We start from the raw sequence: 18628 nt of genomic DNA, 5'->3' as shown, positions 1-18628 counted from the left end.
TTAACCCCTTTTCACCAGTAATTTCTCTTTCAAGTCCTCGCGATGGGCGAATAAAAGAAGAGCAGCCAACAAGCAGGTAATCACGAACGCAGGAAGGCCATATGAAAATAGAAGCACTAACGTCGGCATCCAGACGACCGCACTAAGTCCTGCAACCGTGAAGCTTTTTAAAAACGGATAAACAACCACAAACACTCCAATAAACACCGAAAATAACAATGGATTGAACACCAGCATGCCACCTATAAAAGTCGAAACCCCCATTCCCCCGCGAAATCGTAACCAGACGGGATAGTTATGCCCTAACATAACGACGAAAAGAGCTAGCAGTTCAACAGGCGCTGAAAAACCGAACCACCTTGCGACAAGCACTGCAACTGCACCTTTCAATGCATCTCCTATAAAAGTCGCAACGAACGCCTTTTTGCCCAATACACGGCCCGCATTACGCGCACCCGGATTGCCGCTGCCTTCTACCTGAATATTTTTCTTATAAAGGAACTTACTAATGATAGAGGCCGTCAATACATTGCCAAGCATATACGAGCCTACTAATAGAAGAAATAGTGTCATAATCGGTCCTTTTCAATTAAGTAATCGTTTTTTCTAGTGTAGCACTTTTCAATAAGGACGACATTGTGTAGCTATCTTTATTCAGGGATATATTATAGAATAAATCGCAGTTGGAAGGAGTGGTTGTTATGCGCAACTTACTATGGTCTTTTATTCTTATTATCGGCTTAAGTACTACATTTATCTATATCGCAACAACTATGAACAACAGCACGATTGCTCCCTTCGACATAGCCGTTATCAGCTTTGTTCAGGGACTAGAAGCGCCGTGGCGGACGACTGTCCTGACATTTTTCACATGGATGGGGTCTGGTTACGTTGTTGTACCAATGGCTTTAATTCTCGCTGCCATTCTTTACTTTGGTCTGCGCGCTCGCCCTCAAGCTTGGCTATTACTCATCGTCATAGCCGGAACACCATTGTTCAACACCTTGCTGAAACTATATTTCAAAAGAGAGCGACCAGATATTCATCGCATTCTTGATGCACACGGCTTTAGCTTCCCTAGTGGACATGCAATGATTTCTTTTAGCTTGTACGCCATTATTGCATTTATCGCTTGGGGCTTTATCAAAAAAACGGCGGGGCGCGTTATGCTGTTGTTGTTCATGGTCTTTATGATCCTCACCATCAGCATTAGCCGCATCTATTTAGGTGTCCATTATCCAAGTGATATTGTCGGCGGATTTACGGTTAGCGCACTATGGCTCACCATTGCTATTACAATTTATTCGTATTGGCAGGATAAGAAAAGACCACTTCCCATTTGAAGTGATCTTTCTTGTCATCACATATACAGTTCTGTAAGGACTTCGGAAATCGCTAGCTGATGTGCTTTCAGTACAAATACAGTTACTGAATTGAGCTAAATTTTAAAATTATGAATGAGCACATTTAATTTATCTGCCGAGCGGGCGAGTTCGCTGGAAATCCCAGCTACCTCCTCCATTGAACTGCTTGTTTGTTGGGAAGCCGCAGAGGTTTGCTCGATGCCGGCGGCCGATTCTTCTGTTATTGCAGCAATTTCTTGAATAGAGCTGCTTAGTTGTTCGTTAGTTGCGGCAATGCTCGTTAAGTTTTCAGTTAGATTGCGAATATTGTTCACCATATTTTTTATAGCATCATCAATTCCTTTGAATTTTACTTCCGTAACCTCAATTTGTTTAGTGCCTTGTTCAACTTCCTCATAACCATCTTGTAAAGACCTCGTTACCATACTCGTTTCTAATTGGATATTCACAACGATGTCCGTGATATGTGTAACTGATACTGATACTTGTTCCGCAAGTTTTCTTACTTCATCAGCAACAACCGCAAATCCCTTGCCATGTTCACCAGCTCTCGCAGCTTCAATAGCTGCATTTAATGCCAGTAAGTTTGTTTGATCGGCGATGCTTTGTATCACTGCCACCAATTTGGATATTTCCTGAGACTGAGCATCTAAACCTTGGACTTTTTGTACTGAGTCTTTAACAATTCTATCAACTTGCATCATTTGATTTTTAGTAGAGCCGATGAGTAAGCTGCCTTCATTTGTTAATTCGAGAACATCACTTGAGGTTTGATAAATACGTTCCCCATTCCCGTTTGCTTGTTCAACTTCTTTAGCAAAAGCTTGCATTGCAAAAGAAACTTCACTCGTTGTATTTGCTTGTGTTTCAGCACCCGATGCTAGATCTTGCATAGTCGTAGCAATTTGCTCTGAGCCTACTTTTACTTCATTTGATGATTGGGTTAGTTCCTCACTATGACTATCCACATTTCCGGAAATATCTTGAATGTCTGCAATCATAGCTCTTAAATGATTGGCCATCGTATTGCTTGCGAGGGCTAGTTGACCGATTTCATCTTTACGATTACTATCGAGTTGTTCCACCCTTAAATCTGTAGCTGATATAAGTTGAAAGTTATGTAAAAGCTTTGTGATAGGATTTTTTATGGAGCGAATTAAAAGAATGCCTAATACAAATACAATAAGAACAGATAACCCAATAATACTTAATGAAAAAGTTAATGATACTTGATTTTGATTATGGATGAGTTGAACTTGGTTTATTGCTGAATCTTCAAGGTTTTGTTGGATTACATCAATGCCATTGCGGATTGAGTCAAATTCAGCTCCCAAATTATCAATTTTTGTTTGATTAAAAGTAGTTCCTGCCAAAATGGCTCCTACCTCTACTTCCCATTGAGAGAGATCTTCAATAAATTTTTCAAAATGTGGTTCAAACTCACTGTTATCGACACCATCATCTAATAGTAAAATCTCCCTCGCCTTTTCCATTCTTTCCTTCACTTGGTTGACATTCGCTTCGAACACTTCAATATGATCCTCTTTTTTTCCACCTGATAACGATTGATCTACTAAAAATCGTATAAAGGCTTGGTCTGCCTGATAGAAATCCCGATCCGCATTTAAAAGATAATAAGTTGAATAGTATAATTCATCATACAACTCTTTTTCAAGATTCTGCGATGTAGTTTTTAAATTTGTCATCAAAATACTGCTACTTATGACGATTGCCAATACGGCTAATATTAGAATTCCAAATAACTTAGTACCTAACTTTTTGTTATTTAGCCAATTTGTCATTTTCATTTCGGGCAGCGGCTCCCTTTTCATAATAAAGGTAATTGCCCTAACTCCCTTCTATTTATTGATTTTTTCACTTAGTAGGCCCTACGGATTTATCTACCCAAATACAAAAGAGCGCCTTACTTTATAACAAATGCTCCACTATTTATATGAATTTTACCACATAACTTGTCTAAAAACGCAAAATGTTAGGAAAATTATAACATAGTTTTTTATTCTACTTCTTCGATTCTTTTTAGCAAGAGAAATAATTATTGCAACGTCGATGAATCAATTTCATAATAGAACTATTAAACATGTAACATGGATAATATTGGTTTCCGTTACAATCAACGATGTTATTTCGACAGATTAAGGAACAGGAGGTCTTGAATTTGAACGTATTCACAGAAAGGGTCATACGCATTCTCCAAGGAATTCCCGCTGGACATGTCATGACATACGGCCAAGTTGCTGCCGCAGCTGGTAGTCCACGCGGCGCACGACAAGTTGTGCGGATACTCCATTCCATGAGCGAAAAGTATCAATTGCCGTGGCATCGTGTTATTAACATCAAAGGGGAAATCTCACTAACGGATGGCAACCAACAAGAACTACTTGAAATGGAAGGTGTTCATTTTAAAAATGGCAAAGTTGATTTGACTGTCTATCGTTGGTTTCCACCAGATGCGGAAGAGGGGTAATGTACCAGTAAGACCTTCTTTATGTTTATAAATTTATCTTCCAGGGTATTGTGTTCATGTGCAAAAACGGTACAATAACAATACAGATAGAATGGGAGTGAGACAGATGTTAAAGGATTTTAAAGAGTTTGCGTTAAAAGGAAATGTTTTGGACCTCGCTGTTGCGGTTGTTATCGGGGCAGCGTTCGGGAATATTGTATCATCTCTTGTTGCCGATATTATTATGCCGATTGTCGGACTTCTTTCAGGCGGAATTAATTTTTCTGGCCTTAGCTATACATTTTTAGATGCAGAAATCTCATACGGCTTATTCATCCAAAACATTTTCGATTTCATCGTCATTGCATTTGCTATTTTCATGGCTCTCCGTTTGCTTATGAAACTTAAACGGAAAGAAGAGATCATCGAAGAAGCAGCAGTGCCTGAGGTTGATACAAAAGAAGAACTGTTAAAAGAAATTCGCGACTTGCTGAAAAACGAGCAAGCAAAATAATAGGACACCCCTTAAAAGAGCTGTGAACCTTCGTGGTTTACCGCTCTTTTTTCCATCAATATGAGAGATAATATTTTCTAGTACGTTGTATAGGGTGTAAAAGCTTTTACAACAAAGTAAGGGGAATCATCATATGACGTCTAATGAGGAGAATTTTATTAAACGATTACAGCGACAAAAAGAAGATGCATTAGAATTCGTCGTGGATACCTATTTACCTATCGTTAAGGGGATTACCTACAAGGTTCTTATCCCTCTCAATGACCAAGGTATTATCGACGAATGCATCAATGATATTTTTCTATCCATCTGGAGTAATTCGAAAAAGTTCAAGGGTGACTCCGCCGATTTTAGAAAATGGATTTGTACCATCACCAAGTTCAAAGCGATTGATTACTACAGAAAAGCAAGTAAAGAAGTAGAGTTTTCATCAGAGCATATGGATAGGAATGCAGATTTGTCGGCAGAGGACGAACTGATTTTATCAGAAGATCGTACTGAATTAATTAAACTTATTAACCAGTTAGAGCCTAGCCTATGGACCGTGAAATATTTGTTATGAAATTTTTCCTCGACTGTAAAACTGAAGAAATTGCTCAAAAACTGGGGTTGACCAACACTGCAGTCGATAATCGCGTATACCGTGGGAAAAAGAGACTCTATCAAAATGTCACTACTTTAGAGTTGGGAGAGAGCAGAATATGAAGGATATTTACGAATTGCTGAATGACGTGGATGTAGATGACCATGAATTTGAGGAAATGGCAGTCACGGAATTCGAAAAGGCTAAAGTGAAAAGTACACTCAAAAAGTCTATCAGTAAGAAGAAAAAAAGAATGGGCTGGAAAATGAATGTCGCGGTAGCTGCCGTAGTAATCGGCCTATCCACTGCAACTGTAGGGTTAACGTTCCCTGCTTATGCGGGCAACATTCCAATTATCGGGGATATTTTCAGATTCCTGGATAACGAGAAAACAGGACTGTATGATAATTATAAGGAATTTTCGACTGAAATGAATCTAACACAAAACAGCAATGGCATTAAAATAACAATTAATGACGCAGTTTTTGATGGGGAAACAGTTGCTATCACCTATTCCATTGAGAGTGATCGAGATTTGGGGGAGGATTTATATATGGGTTCGGCTGAAATTAAAGGAGCCACTGGATCAGGAGGAAGCTCTCGCATTACAAAAATAGATGATTATCATTATATTGGCTTGGACAAAATCACTCCTTTTGGCTTGACGTCAGATACCATCGACATCAAATGGAAAATAGACAGTGTTTCGCAAACCTATACAGGTGAAAAAATCAAGGGCAATTGGAAATTCACATTCTCACTTCCAGCGATAGATAGCCAAATCCAATTAACGAACCAGAGTGTCAAAAAAAATGGCTTAACCGTTAATATCGACAAAGTAGCGTTCACGCCAATGTCTTTCATCGTTCATTACAACCAACGGGCAACTCAGCAAGTTCAAGATAAATGGCATGAGGCAGACATTGAATTAGAAATCAAAGATGATTTGGGTAACGTTTATTCTGGAGAAGGCAATGCTGGTTCAGGTACAGACGCCTACACAATGAATTGGAGTAAAACATTCGAAAAGCTGGACCCAAATGCGACAAAGCTGATTATCACTCCTCACGTCACCTTCAGAATTCATGATGAAACGAATTCAGGTGGTGTCGAATTTACAGCAGATGGGAAAGAAAAGGAAATTGCCATCCCAGTCAAAACAGGCGTTGGGCAAGAAGAGTTTGTCATGGAAGACATTGTGATTGAATTGGAGAAATGAGTAATAGGGACTGCCTTGACGGGTAGTCCCTTTTTAATATTCACGCATTAGTTTTCCTCCGAAGACAAGTACTCTTCGATTGTTAAAATTGGAAGATCGAGAAGTGTGGCAATTTCACTAGGTGAAGAGCCTTTCGAATGTAACAGTTTCACGAATTCTATTTTACCTTCTTCTTTTCCTGCGGCTCTACCTTCCGCTACCCCTTCCTCCCTAGCATCCTGCCGATACATTGCTTGGTCTATCAAAAACATATCACGTGATAAGGCACGGGCACGCATTTCTTTATCTTGGCTAATTCGATCGAGTTCATCATAAACTTTTTGAAAGGTCGATTCTCGCATCGCTAGCTCCTGCTTCGTTTTTTTATCTCCCTTGAGAAACAATAACCACTTTTCCAACTGACTTGGGTCTTCGTTAATTTTCTTCTTCATCTTTGGAAGTTCCAATACATGCATTTCCAAATGATCCGTATAGATGTACAGTTGATTTTTCTCTATTATATGAAACGTACTATGAAATTCATCCAATGGCAAGTACGAGAAGTTCGTCACAACAATTTGAATGAATTTCTTCAGTTTGATGAACTTTTCCCTTGCTTCGTCGTGACAAAAAAGACAACCCCAACATCGCGCCAGGATTGCCCTTTTTCTCTTAATCAACCGTAACGGCAAGCTCTTTCACAATAAGTGATGGTGAGCCGTAGCCACCTGGTGCAAATGTCAGATCCGACCCTGTCTCTTCAATATCTTTCATATAATTAAAGAAGTTACCCGCAATCGTCATCTGTTTGACAGGCGACGCAATTTTACCTTCTTTAATATAGAAGCCTGTTGCAGCAACGGAGAAATCACCTGAAATGGTACTGACTCCTGAATGAAGGCCCGCCAAACTCGTAATGAGAATACCTTCCTCCAATGAGCCAATCAATTCTTCCTCGCTCTTTTTACCAGGTGCGATATACATATTTAGTGGCGCTACTGTCAGTGTGCTTTTATAGGACGACTTCCGTGCATGCCCTGTCGTTTCAACGCCATCTTTTTTCGCAGTTTTTCGGTTATGCAGTAGTGTTTCAAGTGTGCCATTTGAAATAATCGTACGTTTTCCCGTTGCGACGCCTTCACCGTCAAAGTTGGTGCCTGCCATAGCATCGGGATGGAAGGGATCGTCAAGCACTGTGAATGATTCGGCCGCAATCTTCTCGCCAACTTTCCCTTTCAATAACGATTGATCTTTTTGCGTGTTTTCAGCCGAAAAGATTGGTGTAAACGTGGCAAGTAACGATGCAGATGCATCATAGCGCATTACAATCGGATATTTCCCGGCAGGAATCGATTGTTCCCCTAGCTTGGATAGCGCTTCTTCTGCTGCCTCTTTCGCAATTTCATCGGCATTGAGAGAACTGAAGTCCTGGGTCATTTTAATACAGCTACCCGTTTTCATTTCTTCCCCGTCCTTCGCGACCGCAGAAACGAAAATGACTAAGCCATTCTTTTTTTCATTCAATGACAGGCCTTTAGTGTTCGCCATGACACGTTCTCCGGAGTAATCCTGGAGCACACAATAATTTAGCGTGATAATACGTGGGTCATACGCCAGAGTTTTCTTTTCAATCGACTTAATAAGCTCAATTTTTTCAGGGATCGTGACATTTGCAAGCTCTTCGCTATAAAGGTTGTGCCCTGCATAGTTTGTGCTTCCCTCAAAAATATCTGTACCGTCATCCTCATCTAGCACATCTGCATTCGCTTTAGCGCTATCAATCAAAAACGGTATAGACGCTTCTTCGATTTTTTCTGTATAGGCATAACCCATTTTTCCGTTATAGAGACCGCGCAAACCGAGACCGCCTTCTTCAGATGTCTCATAACTATCAATTTCTCCTTCAAAGATATGCAGTTGAAGAGACGCTGATTTTTCATAATAGACTTCCGCTTCTTTAAAACCCGCGTCATTTGCATTAGCTAATAGTTTCTCTTGAAATTCGTTGATTGTCATCGTTTTATTCCCCCTTCGTCCCACCGACCGTAATTTCACTAACACGAATCATCGGCTGGCCGACGTTAACTGGCAAGCTTCCACTAATGGACCCACACATTCCAGCCCCATGTGCCAAGTTATTGCCAACCATGTCAACAAGTTGCAGTGTTTTCGCACCGTTGCCAATTAAGGTTGCACCACGAACAGGGCGGTCAATTTTACCATCTTTCACGAGATACGCTTCCGCTACGGCAAAGTTATAATCACCCGTTGCCGGATTCACTGAGCCTCCGCCCATATATTTCGCGTAAATACCATTTTCTGTCGACGCAATGATGTCTTCTGGTGTTGATTTTCCTGGTGCGATATAGGTGTTCGTCATACGTGATGTTGGATTGAACCGATATGACTGGCGACGTGAAGAGCCCGTAGCTTCTGCATTCATACGACGTGCATTAAATTTATCAATGAGATAGCCTTTTAAAATACCATCTTCAATGAGGACATTTTTCCGCGTCTTTTCGCCTTCATCGTCAATATTAAGGGATCCCCATTCGTTAGGAATTGTCCCGTCGTCGATATACGTCACAATATCAGGTGCCACCTTCTCACCAATTCGGTTCGCGAAGACAGAGTTATTTTTCGCAACAGCAGTCGCTTCAAGTCCATGCCCACAAGCCTCATGGAAAATTACACCGCCGAATTCATTGTCAATAATGACCGGGAACTTCCCACTCGGACATTCATCTGCTTCAAGCATCGTCACCGCAATGCGTGCGGCTTCGCCTGCATAATGAGTAAGATCCAGGTTTTCAATAAATTCAAAGCCCGCATGTGCACCTGGCCCATAGAAACCTGTTTGCATTTCATTCCCCTGGGAAGCTGTTGCCTGAATGGACATTCGGCTATAAACACGTGTATCTTCAACGAATTTCCCTTCAGAGTTTGCAATGAGCACATTTTGCTCTTCGTCAATATAACGTAGTGCGACTTGTCGAATCCGCTCATCATGATTTCTTGCAATCTCATTCGCTTTTCTCATAACGGCTACTTTTCGTGCATGCTCTACTGTTTGTGGCATTTGTGCAATTTTGTGAATCGGAGAAAACTCCTCTTTTAGCAGTGGATGAATCGTCCCATTCCCCCCGCCTTTGATGGCAAGTGCTGCACGTTTTGCCGCATTCACCAATCCTTCTTCCGAGAAATCGGTCGTATAAGTATATATGCTCTGAAGTCCCGAGAAAATCCGGATGCCAATCCCAAAGTCACGACCAGAAATACTTTTTTCGACTTTCCCACTTTGTAGCTCCATTGTATTCGTAAATTTGTCTTCGATAAATACTTCGGAAAAATCGCCACCTGTCGAGAGTGCGGCTTCTAGTACGTTTTCTATAATCGATTGTTTAATCATGTTCCCATTCCCCCTTCACTTTTTAATTATAGCGAAGACTCTACGGAATGACAGTTATTTTATCTATAATTTAGTATTTTCAGGGTAATTTGATTTTAGAAAATCGTATTGTTAATCAAGGAGTGATTTTTTAAAAAAGACGGTTTTATTTTGAATGCAGAACGGGAGGAAAGGCATGTGATTTGATTTATTGGCGCTTGGATCTTAGTTATTGGCGCTCACCGGTCATTTATTGGCGCCTAGAGTCAATTTATTGGCGGTCCGAACCGGTTTATTGGCGCTTATCAACAACTTATTGGCGAATCAAGCCCTTAGACCCATCATTTCATCGAGTGCTTCACAATATCTTGTATATCCATCCAGTATGCTCGGCCTTTATTGGTTCCTTGGCATGAAATATTCATGCCATTCAACAAACGCTTAGCGACATTAATGTCATTTATATGAAGAAACTCCCTACACGCACGATTCGTTAGCTTTCCACCAAATAACATGAACCAATCCGCAATTGCTTTGCGATGTGCATGACGATCAAAATGGCTACACGTTTCGCACACCCACCCTCGCGAAATTCGAGTCATCCCAAACAAACCGCAAGCATCGCACATCACGCCTGTCGCGATATCTTTCGGATCTATGTGATAAGTGGAGCACATGGGAAATGGATTATACTCACGATCCGCAGCTTCAAGTTCAGCAACGACCTCCTTTAAGATAGTGGAGTCCACATTCTCTGAAGAACCTCCAAGATTTCTTAAATAAACCGGAACTTCTAACGGAAAGAGAATCCGTAAATGCTCACGTGTATTCTCAAATTGTTGCTGCGGTTTCGCAAAGACGACTGCACCATGGATAGGCATTGCAATTTGACGCATATGAAACCAATCGCCCAAGAGCATCCTATTACGTTCCAGTTGGACAGATGGGCATTCAAACGTATCCTCTTTTCCATTATCTAATGTACGAATTAGTTGACCAAGTTCCTCTGAAAAACGAATGCGCCCACCAATGTTTTTCATTTCCAACACAACAGCCCCAGCATGAGATAAAAATAACGTATCGATTTGAAATTTTCCTGTGGATCGCAAATTCAGACCATGGAAGATATAATGTTCGAACGGAAATGTATACTTACCGAAAACTCCCTTTAACCTCTTTTCACCATTAACACCAGCCTGTGCAGTACGTAAATGCTCTCGAATCACATCTATTTCCCTTGAACTCGTTAACAATCTTCTTTCAAGCACCCTTAACCCAAGTAATTTATAAGGCACCGAACCTTCCTTTTTAATCAACAAGAACTCCCCCTTTTCTAGAGAATATCACAAGCATAAGAGGGATACTATACGATGGTCGAAAGCCGTAATTTGACCTTGTTTTAAGGTTGAAATCCTCATTTTGATTTTTGTGATTAACGGAGTCTAATTATTGGCGCTTCGACTTCCGTTATTGGCGTTCACCCATCATTTATTGGCGGTCCGAATAGGTTTATTGGCGCTTATCAACAACTTATTGGCGAATCAAGACCTTAGGCCCACACAGATACAGCTCCGTCACAATCCTCCCGCCACCCACCATTGCTTGCCCCTCTCACTGGTGGTATAATGGAAGTAGGATTTACTATCAAAGGAGTGATTGTTTCATGTGGTTCCTATACATCATGTACGCACTATTCGCATTCATAATCGTTGGTAACGTCGCAGGTCTTGTTATGACATACAGCAACAATAAATAATGCCAAGAACAAAAGCGCAAGCGCCTGTTCAGGGGCGACAGGCATAAGACGGATTGGCGAAGAGGCGGTTTTTGCCTCATAGCCAATATGGCTTATGACCCGAGCCCCTAGGCGCTGGAGCCTAGACGCGAAATCTCTACCTCATAACTTATCCACAGTACGAGATTTTATAATTTCCTAAGCAGTGAAAAAGCCCTCCAACGCTGGAGGGCTTTTTCATATCTTATGCAGTAATATCTCGTTTTATAAACGTTGTATAACTAATCACGAGGAACACAACAATATACACCGCAAGAACCGCAAGCGAGAATGGCATCGTAATGCCCTCCACAAACATAGCCCCCGATTCATACATCGTCAAATCCATATGTGTGAAAACAATATATTTCACAATCTCATACCTCGCCAACAACAGCACAACAGTCGAACCCGTAAAGTAGATGAACAATGAAAGCCCAATTGCCAGTGAACTGGAGCGGAAAACACTGCCAATCATAAAGGCAAATGTCGCCGTAACAAACACATTCGCAAATGACAGCAATAGCATATAAAGCCCTTTCCCCCAGATCGATGCCGTCACAACCTCTTTGCCATTCCACACAAGCTCCTGCCCATCTCCAGCCGAAAAGAAGATATACGCACAAATAATGGAAACGGCGAAGCCGATTAGCATAAGGAGAATACCAAACAAGTTAACCGTTACATATTTCGCCGTTAAAATCCTCCATCTTTTCACCGGACGAGACAACAGCATTTTAATCGTCCCTTGTGTAAACTCAGAGGCTACAATCCCTGCCGCAACGATAACCGTCAGTAAAACGGCGATAGAACCAATTCCAGCAGAGTTCATAATCATTGATTCACGGCTGGAGTTTTCCAATGGTTGAACCGAATTCGCAAGTCGATATTCAAGCACCTTTTGCTGACCTTCTAACTCTTCTCGCTCACTAGCTACCAGCGCTGAATTTCCCAATTGTTCTTGCGTCATGGTTAACTCCGCCTGCACATCCATTTTCCAATCTCGCTCATCGATATTATTTAACGTCTGCATCCATTTCGTTAAACCAAGCATCCCGGCAATCATAGCGATAAGTAAAAACGTCATCACCCACGTCGCTTTTTTACTCCATAACTTCATCCATTCATTTTGCATGAGCTTCAGCAATTTGGCCACCTCCCGTCATTTCTAAGAACTCATCCTCAAGCGTTTTACGGTAAGGTTGAACTGCAAAAAGCTGCTGATTCTGTACCGAGAATCGTTGAATCAGTGCCGGAATTTGTTCCTTTTCTGCATTGATAATAAAGCCATCCTGATGCGATTCAACGGCGAACCCTTCTTCATTCAACAGAGCTTCAGCCGCCTCACGAGGCAATGCTTCGATGTAATAAAAAGAACCTTGCATCCCTGACATTTCTCGAATATCAATCAATTTCCCATTCTGAATAACCGCAATCCGATCACACATCAATTCAATTTCTGATAACATATGACTGGATACAAAGACAGAAACGCCTTCTTGTTCTGCAATGCTCTTAAGATACGTTCGGAACTCACGAATCCCCGCTGGATCCAGCCCATTTGTCGGTTCATCCAAAATCAAAAACTTCGGGCGATGCAGCAATGCTTGCGCAAGCCCAAGACGTTGCCGCATACCAAGTGAATACGTCGATACTTTCTCATGAATCCTGTTTTGCATGCCGACTTGATTGATAATCTCATCAATCCGTGCTTTCGTCACACCCTCATGCATGCGCGCAAAGTGCACAAGATTTTTATACCCGGACATGAACTTATACATTTCCGGATTTTCAACGATAACCCCGACCTTGGAAAGCCCTCCTTCAAAGTCATCCGCCAAAGACTTCCCATCAATGACAACATCTCCACCAGACGGCTCCATCAAACCAACCATCATCCGAATCGTCGTCGTTTTCCCTGCACCGTTTGGACCTAGAAATCCCGTAATTTGCCCTGGATATAACGCCAAATTCAAGTTATCAATAATCTTTTTCTTACCAATCGTTTTCGATAAATTCTTCAATTCCACTATCGGTTTCATTTCCACGTCAACTTCCCTCCCTAAACAACGACACCATCCATGAGGTGGCATCTTTCCCATAGCTATCACGGATTTCATCCACCGCCTCATGTGCAATCATCCGACTTCCCTTTAATACTACGATTTCATCAAGCAATGGTTCCACTTCTTTTAATTCATGCGTCGACATAATGACGGTTTGCCTTCCTGAGTCCGTGAAACGGATCAATCCTTTCGCAATGTCATCCCGCACCATCGGATCGAGGCCAGAAAACGGTTCATCTAACAAATAATAATCCGCCTCACGTCCAAGCGTCGCCGCTATTTTGACCCGACCTCGGTTCCCCTTCGACAAATTCTTTATTTTCGAATCAAGGGATAGATTGAGGAACGCCGCTATTTCCTTCGCCTTCGTAGGATTAAAATCGGCAAACTGTGACTCATAAAACTCAAATAGCTGATAGACTGTAAAATATGGATAAAACAAATCTGCATCCGGCATATACGCAATATTCGTAGCAACTTTTCGCGTAATACGACTGCCGCCAAACATCGCAGTTCCTGAATTAGGCGTCAACAAGCCTGCCATCAGTTTCAACAACGTCGTCTTGCCACTGCCATTCTCCCCGACAAGGCCGATAATTTTCCCTCTCGGCACTGTCAGTGTAATATTCTCCAGCGCCTTCCGCCCACCATACTTCTTATAAACATTATTCAACTCAATCATTTTCCCCACCCCGTTCCTGTATGTGTTGCACGATTTCAGACGTCGTAAAACCAAGTGCCTCCACACTTTGAATGAAAGACGTTACCAGCTGCTCTTTCATGTCATTCCGGAGCTCTGCAATCTTCACTTCATCTTCCGTTACAAAAGACCCCTGCCCCCTCTTTGTTTCCGTGATTTCCATCTGCTCCAGCTCCTTATAGACGCGCTGCATCGTATTGGCATTCACACCGGCCTCAATCGCATACTCACGAACAGACAACAACTTCTCACCGGGCTTCAAAGTTCCCCGAATAATATCGCCCGTCAGTCGGTCGATGAGCTGCTGATATATTGGCTTGTCTGGAAGAAAATCTATGCCCATCGCTTACAACCTCACTTTCTTGTCGAACAGCATTGACCCACTGATGAATAAAATCGATGTGAAGACTCCATATAGCACTACACTACCAACTGTCAAAACGGCACTTTCGGGTAGCAGACTGCCTAAAATAAAGTTTGTCTCAAACAAACTTGGTGAAACCCCTGCTGCTGTACGCACACCATAAATCGGCCCCGTTTCTCTCAACACTTGAAGCCAATCCATAATCCAAATCACCGCCCAAATCAAAGTACTCAGCGGAAACAAAGCAACCGTAACAATGATAGAAATTTTACCTATCCATGACTTCAGCACCTGATAAACTTGCATGAAAAACAATGTAATCACGATAAACAATAGACTATTTAATAAGACTGCAATTACCATTGACAGCATCAAAAGTAATTCATCCACAATCGATGAGCCATCCCAATAGCCACCTATATAATTAAAAATGGACATGACAAACCCAGTTACCAACAGCGAACAGGCTACTGCAACAGTAGCTACTACCGCTTTTCCCCCGACCAGTTGCACATAGGGTGTTGGCGAATGAAGCCAAATATCTATCCTTGGTCTTTCACGACTGTAACTTACCGCAACCAGGACAACACCCATATACGTATGAAGTTTCAACCACAAGCCACTTGTCATAAAAGCATACGAAGTCGAGTCGTCTGCTCCCCCAAAAACAATATGACTATTATCAAGGACTGTAATGCCCACATTGATGACAATCAAAGCAATAGCAAACCACTTCACAAGTACCCACTCTTTGCGCACTAACCCTCCCCATCTTTTCATACGCTTCACAACCTCACTTTCTTCTCGAACAGCGTCGACCCGACGACGAAATAGATTACTGTCATCACACCATGAAGAACAAGATTACCAATTGTTAAAATGGCTACGCCAGGGACAATATAATTGATTTCCATCATTGGCATCGTCCCATTCAGAGGACCTATTTCCTTAACAGTTTGAAACACGTCCGTAAACCAAATCATTCCCCACACATACGCCCAAATGATGAATATGGCAAACATAATAATGACAGAGAAAAACCAATCTATCCGGGAACGAAACACCTGGAAAATCGACCAGAAGAAAAAAACGACTGCCATCACATAAATTGCATTCAACACAATGACTACAGCCACGCTAAACAATAAAACAAGACCTTCTACAATAGAAGCCTTTCCACCGTCCATATAATGGGCAACACCTACGATTGTTCCACATAATAAAACCGAACAACCTATGATCATGGTGATGAATACAACTTTCGCTCCAATAAGCCGCCACATGGATGTAGGAGAATGGAGCCAAATGTCTGGTCGCTTCATTTCCTTGTTCAAACTATCCAAAAACCATGATACTGACGCAAGCATATGAAGCAGAAAGCCAAATCCAATCACGAATTTAATATCGACAATAAGACTTTCCAGCAGCCCGTAAAATGTGTGATTAATCGCAAGAAATACAAGTGCACCATTTAATAAAGCAAGCGGAACAATGCCCCATTTCATCAGCGCCCATTCTTTGCGCACTAACCCTCTCCATCTTTTCATATGCTTTACAACCTCACTTTCTTTTCAAACAAGACGGTTGCAACGACGAACGCCACTACGATGAAGAATGTGTCAAATACAATTTGCCCTGTATAGAAAGTCGTCCCGGTTACTTCAAAATAACCGTTTCCAACATCTAATTTAGGATTTTTTAATCCTAATAAATCAATCGGACCGACTTTGATCAGTTTATTGTATAAATCCGAACTTCTTATTCTTTCAACTCCCAACAATGAAACAAAAAACAAAATAATCGTAATAGGCTTTGAAAATCCTTTTATAGAGGGTGCCATCAATCGATACAGTACCCAGAAAAAGAATCCCGTGCAAAGTATTGAAATCGAAGCTATAAATAATACAACGACGAAAATACTACCATAAAATAGGAGCGCATTGAATGTCAGAATAGATGGTGTTGACAATGCATAATGTAGTGCGAGAACAATTGTTGGAATGAGCAATCCACTAGCACCAATCAGAAGCGCAAAAACGACTTTCGATCCAACCAGTTTAAAAATAGATGCATTAGAATGAAACCACACATCCGGACGCTTCATATCCCTTTCTAGCATGGTAAGTAATGCAATCACTGGTGCTGAAACACTCACGCCCGCACACAGAAAACAAATAACAAGAGCCGTTTCAAAAACTTGCACACCCTCTCCCCAAAATCGCGTTACGATTATTGGAAGAAACAACATTGCAGCAACTGCAACTAATGCACCCACAAGCAGCAGGCTCTTCATCATCAGCCATTCTTTCCTTAACAACCCATTCCATTGTTGCATCAGCGTACCTCCTTTTGTATCAGTGTATTAGTTATATAGTACACTGTGCACATAGATATTGTAAAGCGATTTGTTAGAATTATATACAAATGAGTTTCTACACTACTTCTTTCTAAGTAGGGCAAATAAAAAACTGACAGTCGTACGCTCAAGCAATTCGTGAATCCAATGATATTTAATTAGTACGATAAGTATTACTTATATAATAGTATCCAAAAAGGGTAGTAGTGTTCAGCGGAGTTGGAGTTTATACTATAGATACAACGTTCAAAGGAGAGATGAGCAATGACGACATTTCTGACAGGTATTGATCACATCCAAATTGCAGCGCCAGCTGGTTCTGAAGAAGCCGCAAGACGATTTTATGGCGAACTGCTTCGTATGGAAGAAATTCCAAAGCCGGAAAATTTACAAGCACGCGGCGGCTGTTGGTTCCTTTGTGGTCCTCAAGAAGTTCATATTGGTATTCAAAACGACTTCACTCCAGCAAAAAAAGCACATCCTGGATTTACAATAAATGCACTTGAGCAGTTGAAATTACGACTAGAAAAAGCTGGTTATACGATTAGTAACGAACCACCTATCGACGGGCGTTCCCGCTTTTTCACCCACGATCCGTTTGGTAACCGAATAGAATTTATAGAGTTTGAATGAACTAGAAGAAGAAGGGCATGCCACTTTTCACTAAAAGACTATCGGTCTTTCAGTAATTAAAACGTCATGCGTCTCGTTAACACTTATTGGCGCTCGACAGTCGTTTATCGACGCCTTGCCCTCGTATATTGGCGCTCAACCTACATATATTGGCGCCTCGCATTCACTTATTAGCGAATCAAGACTTTTTACCCAATAAAAACAGAATAAAAACGCCAAGAAAATGACTCTCCTCTTGGCGTTTTCTACATAACCCCTGATTCAATCATGCTTCAATAATCTCTTTCTCCTGCACATCAAGTCGCTCCAGTTCATGCGCCATTTCAGCACGCTTTGTCGTCAGCTGATCTTGTACCCGCCGTACGTCCTGAAGCACTGTATTTAACTTACTTTTAGCATCCGCAATCCGCGAATGAACCGCCCAATCCGAAAAAATATTATCAAAAAATACATCTGTGAACGTATAAATATCATTTTTATTAACGGTGAATGATTCGGTTGCAACGTTTTGGACATCCATCAGCTCCGTTTCGAAATGGCGAAGTGCTCGTTGCGCACGATGCACATAGTCATCCGAGGCATTGATTTCGGAATATTTCATCGCCGATACAATCATTCCGCCGCCAAAAAATGTGTCCCACGTCGATAATCCTTCTGCAGAATCAAGCTTATTAAGGGCCGCTTCAAGTGCATGAATGGCTGTGTTTCCCGCATCACTGGCCTCATTAATTTCACGCGTAATCGAATGAAGTCTCACCCGATCATCCGCAATCTTTTGTAATGTGGCGTTGGCAACTGAATCATTCTGTCGAATCCATGCCTCTTTTTCCTTTAGAAAATCTGCCCAATCCTCCTCAATATATGCGAAATCTGGATTCTTCATCTTTTCACGCAGACGCTGTGCTTCCGCCTCCATATCCGTCACCGTTTTCTCCGCGTCATTAAATTTCAATTCCGCTTCAGCCGCCTCGGCAATCTCCTTCTCCATCTGTTCATCCCATTTACCTGTCCACTCTTTGATTTTATTCATAAAAGAAAATTTCCCTAGCTTCACAACATCTTGTTGCTCTTTCGTCAATTGTTTATGGAGCTCATCACGTAGCTCAATGGCCTCTTTCAACTCAACCTCAGCTCCATCAAGTCGTCTTGTTATGCGGTTATACGCAGTCCGCTTCATCGTTAAATCCATTTGGCGTTCATATATATCCTGTCTCATCGCTA

At 41.6% G+C, this 18628-nt stretch carries 19 protein-coding genes and 1 pseudogene; 6 read left to right on the top strand and 14 right to left on the bottom strand.

Annotation, left to right across the window (positions count from 1 at the left end):
- Complete coding sequence (locus N1I80_RS00285) at positions 1-573, bottom strand: glycerol-3-phosphate acyltransferase (protein WP_340735995.1); 573 nt, start codon at positions 571-573, stop codon at positions 1-3.
- A 128-nt stretch (positions 574-701) separates the two neighbouring features.
- On the opposite strand from N1I80_RS00285, the gene N1I80_RS00280 reads away from it, so the two are divergent.
- A complete protein-coding gene (locus N1I80_RS00280) occupies positions 702-1343 on the top strand; it encodes a phosphatase PAP2 family protein (protein ID WP_340735994.1) in 642 nt (213 codons plus the stop codon).
- 95 nt (positions 1344-1438) lie between these two features.
- On the opposite strand, the gene N1I80_RS00275 is transcribed toward N1I80_RS00280, so the two are convergent.
- Positions 1439-3172, bottom strand: a complete 1734-nt coding sequence (locus N1I80_RS00275; RefSeq protein ID WP_340735993.1) for a methyl-accepting chemotaxis protein — start codon at positions 3170-3172, stop codon at positions 1439-1441.
- A gap of 371 nt (positions 3173-3543) precedes the next feature.
- Between N1I80_RS00275 and N1I80_RS00270 the strand changes: the two genes are divergently transcribed.
- From N1I80_RS00270 to N1I80_RS00255, 4 genes and pseudogenes are all read left to right on the top strand, one after another.
- Positions 3544-3852, top strand: a complete 309-nt coding sequence (locus tag N1I80_RS00270) for an MGMT family protein (RefSeq protein ID WP_340735992.1) — start codon at positions 3544-3546, stop codon at positions 3850-3852.
- 106 nt (positions 3853-3958) lie between these two features.
- Entirely contained in the window at positions 3959-4345 is a 387-nt protein-coding gene (gene mscL / locus N1I80_RS00265) for a large conductance mechanosensitive channel protein MscL (RefSeq protein ID WP_340735991.1), read from the top strand.
- Between the two features lie 133 nt (positions 4346-4478).
- A pseudogene (locus tag N1I80_RS00260) lies at positions 4479-5050 on the top strand (sigma-70 family RNA polymerase sigma factor).
- Positions 5047-6147: a DUF4179 domain-containing protein gene (locus N1I80_RS00255; protein ID WP_340735990.1), complete on the top strand. Its 1101-nt coding sequence runs from the start codon at positions 5047-5049 to the stop codon at positions 6145-6147. The pseudogene N1I80_RS00260 and the gene N1I80_RS00255 overlap by 4 nt, the downstream one beginning before the upstream one ends.
- Positions 6148-6194: 47 nt before the next feature.
- On the opposite strand, the gene N1I80_RS00250 is transcribed toward N1I80_RS00255, so the two are convergent.
- The 11 genes from N1I80_RS00250 to N1I80_RS00200 all read right to left on the bottom strand — a co-directional run bounded on the left by N1I80_RS00250 (position 6195) and on the right by N1I80_RS00200 (position 16753).
- Positions 6195-6806 (bottom strand): Rpn family recombination-promoting nuclease/putative transposase, encoded by a 612-nt coding sequence (locus tag N1I80_RS00250; RefSeq protein ID WP_340735989.1) that lies wholly within the window; start codon positions 6804-6806, stop codon positions 6195-6197.
- Complete coding sequence (locus N1I80_RS00245) at positions 6799-8142, bottom strand: TldD/PmbA family protein (RefSeq protein WP_340735988.1); 1344 nt, start codon at positions 8140-8142, stop codon at positions 6799-6801. The genes N1I80_RS00250 and N1I80_RS00245 overlap by 8 nt, the downstream gene beginning before the upstream one ends.
- A 4-nt stretch (positions 8143-8146) precedes the next feature.
- Positions 8147-9535: a TldD/PmbA family protein gene (locus N1I80_RS00240; RefSeq protein WP_340735987.1), complete on the bottom strand. Its 1389-nt coding sequence runs from the start codon at positions 9533-9535 to the stop codon at positions 8147-8149.
- Between the two features lie 320 nt (positions 9536-9855).
- On the bottom strand, positions 9856-10830 hold the full coding sequence (locus N1I80_RS00235; RefSeq protein ID WP_340735986.1) for a nuclease-related domain-containing protein: 975 nt from the start codon (positions 10828-10830) through the stop codon (positions 9856-9858).
- A 663-nt stretch (positions 10831-11493) separates the two neighbouring features.
- Positions 11494-12444 (bottom strand): ABC transporter permease, encoded by a 951-nt coding sequence (locus N1I80_RS00230; RefSeq protein ID WP_340735985.1) that lies wholly within the window; start codon positions 12442-12444, stop codon positions 11494-11496.
- Entirely contained in the window at positions 12413-13330 is a 918-nt protein-coding gene (locus tag N1I80_RS00225) for an ABC transporter ATP-binding protein (RefSeq protein ID WP_340739931.1), read from the bottom strand. Before N1I80_RS00225 ends, N1I80_RS00230 begins: the two co-directional genes overlap by 32 nt.
- A 7-nt stretch (positions 13331-13337) precedes the next feature.
- A complete protein-coding gene (locus tag N1I80_RS00220; RefSeq protein ID WP_340735984.1) occupies positions 13338-14036 on the bottom strand; it encodes an ABC transporter ATP-binding protein in 699 nt (232 codons plus the stop codon).
- Complete coding sequence (locus N1I80_RS00215) at positions 14029-14397, bottom strand: GntR family transcriptional regulator (protein ID WP_340735983.1); 369 nt, start codon at positions 14395-14397, stop codon at positions 14029-14031. Before N1I80_RS00215 ends, N1I80_RS00220 begins: the two co-directional genes overlap by 8 nt.
- Before the next feature lie 3 nt (positions 14398-14400).
- Positions 14401-15198: a hypothetical protein gene (locus N1I80_RS00210; RefSeq protein WP_340735982.1), complete on the bottom strand. Its 798-nt coding sequence runs from the start codon at positions 15196-15198 to the stop codon at positions 14401-14403.
- A 5-nt stretch (positions 15199-15203) separates the two neighbouring features.
- The gene (locus N1I80_RS00205) at positions 15204-15965 is read right to left on the bottom strand and encodes a hypothetical protein (protein WP_340735981.1); all 762 of its coding nucleotides are present in this window, start codon (positions 15963-15965) and stop codon (positions 15204-15206) included.
- 5 nt (positions 15966-15970) lie between these two features.
- A complete protein-coding gene (locus N1I80_RS00200) occupies positions 15971-16753 on the bottom strand; it encodes a hypothetical protein (protein ID WP_340735980.1) in 783 nt (260 codons plus the stop codon).
- 285 nt (positions 16754-17038) lie between these two features.
- Here N1I80_RS00200 and N1I80_RS00195 point away from each other — a divergent pair, with 285 nt between their 5' ends.
- Positions 17039-17407, top strand: coding sequence for a VOC family protein (locus tag N1I80_RS00195; RefSeq protein WP_340735979.1), 369 nt, complete (start codon positions 17039-17041; stop codon positions 17405-17407).
- 265 nt (positions 17408-17672) lie between these two features.
- On the opposite strand, the gene N1I80_RS00190 is transcribed toward N1I80_RS00195, so the two are convergent.
- The gene (locus tag N1I80_RS00190; RefSeq protein WP_340735978.1) at positions 17673-18623 is read right to left on the bottom strand and encodes a hypothetical protein; all 951 of its coding nucleotides are present in this window, start codon (positions 18621-18623) and stop codon (positions 17673-17675) included.
- Positions 18624-18628: the final 5 nt, after the last annotated feature.

The organism is Sporosarcina sp. FSL K6-3457 (assembly GCF_038007285.1).
Classification (GTDB): domain Bacteria; phylum Bacillota; class Bacilli; order Bacillales_A; family Planococcaceae; genus Sporosarcina.
This window is presented reverse-complemented; position numbering and strand designations above follow the sequence as displayed.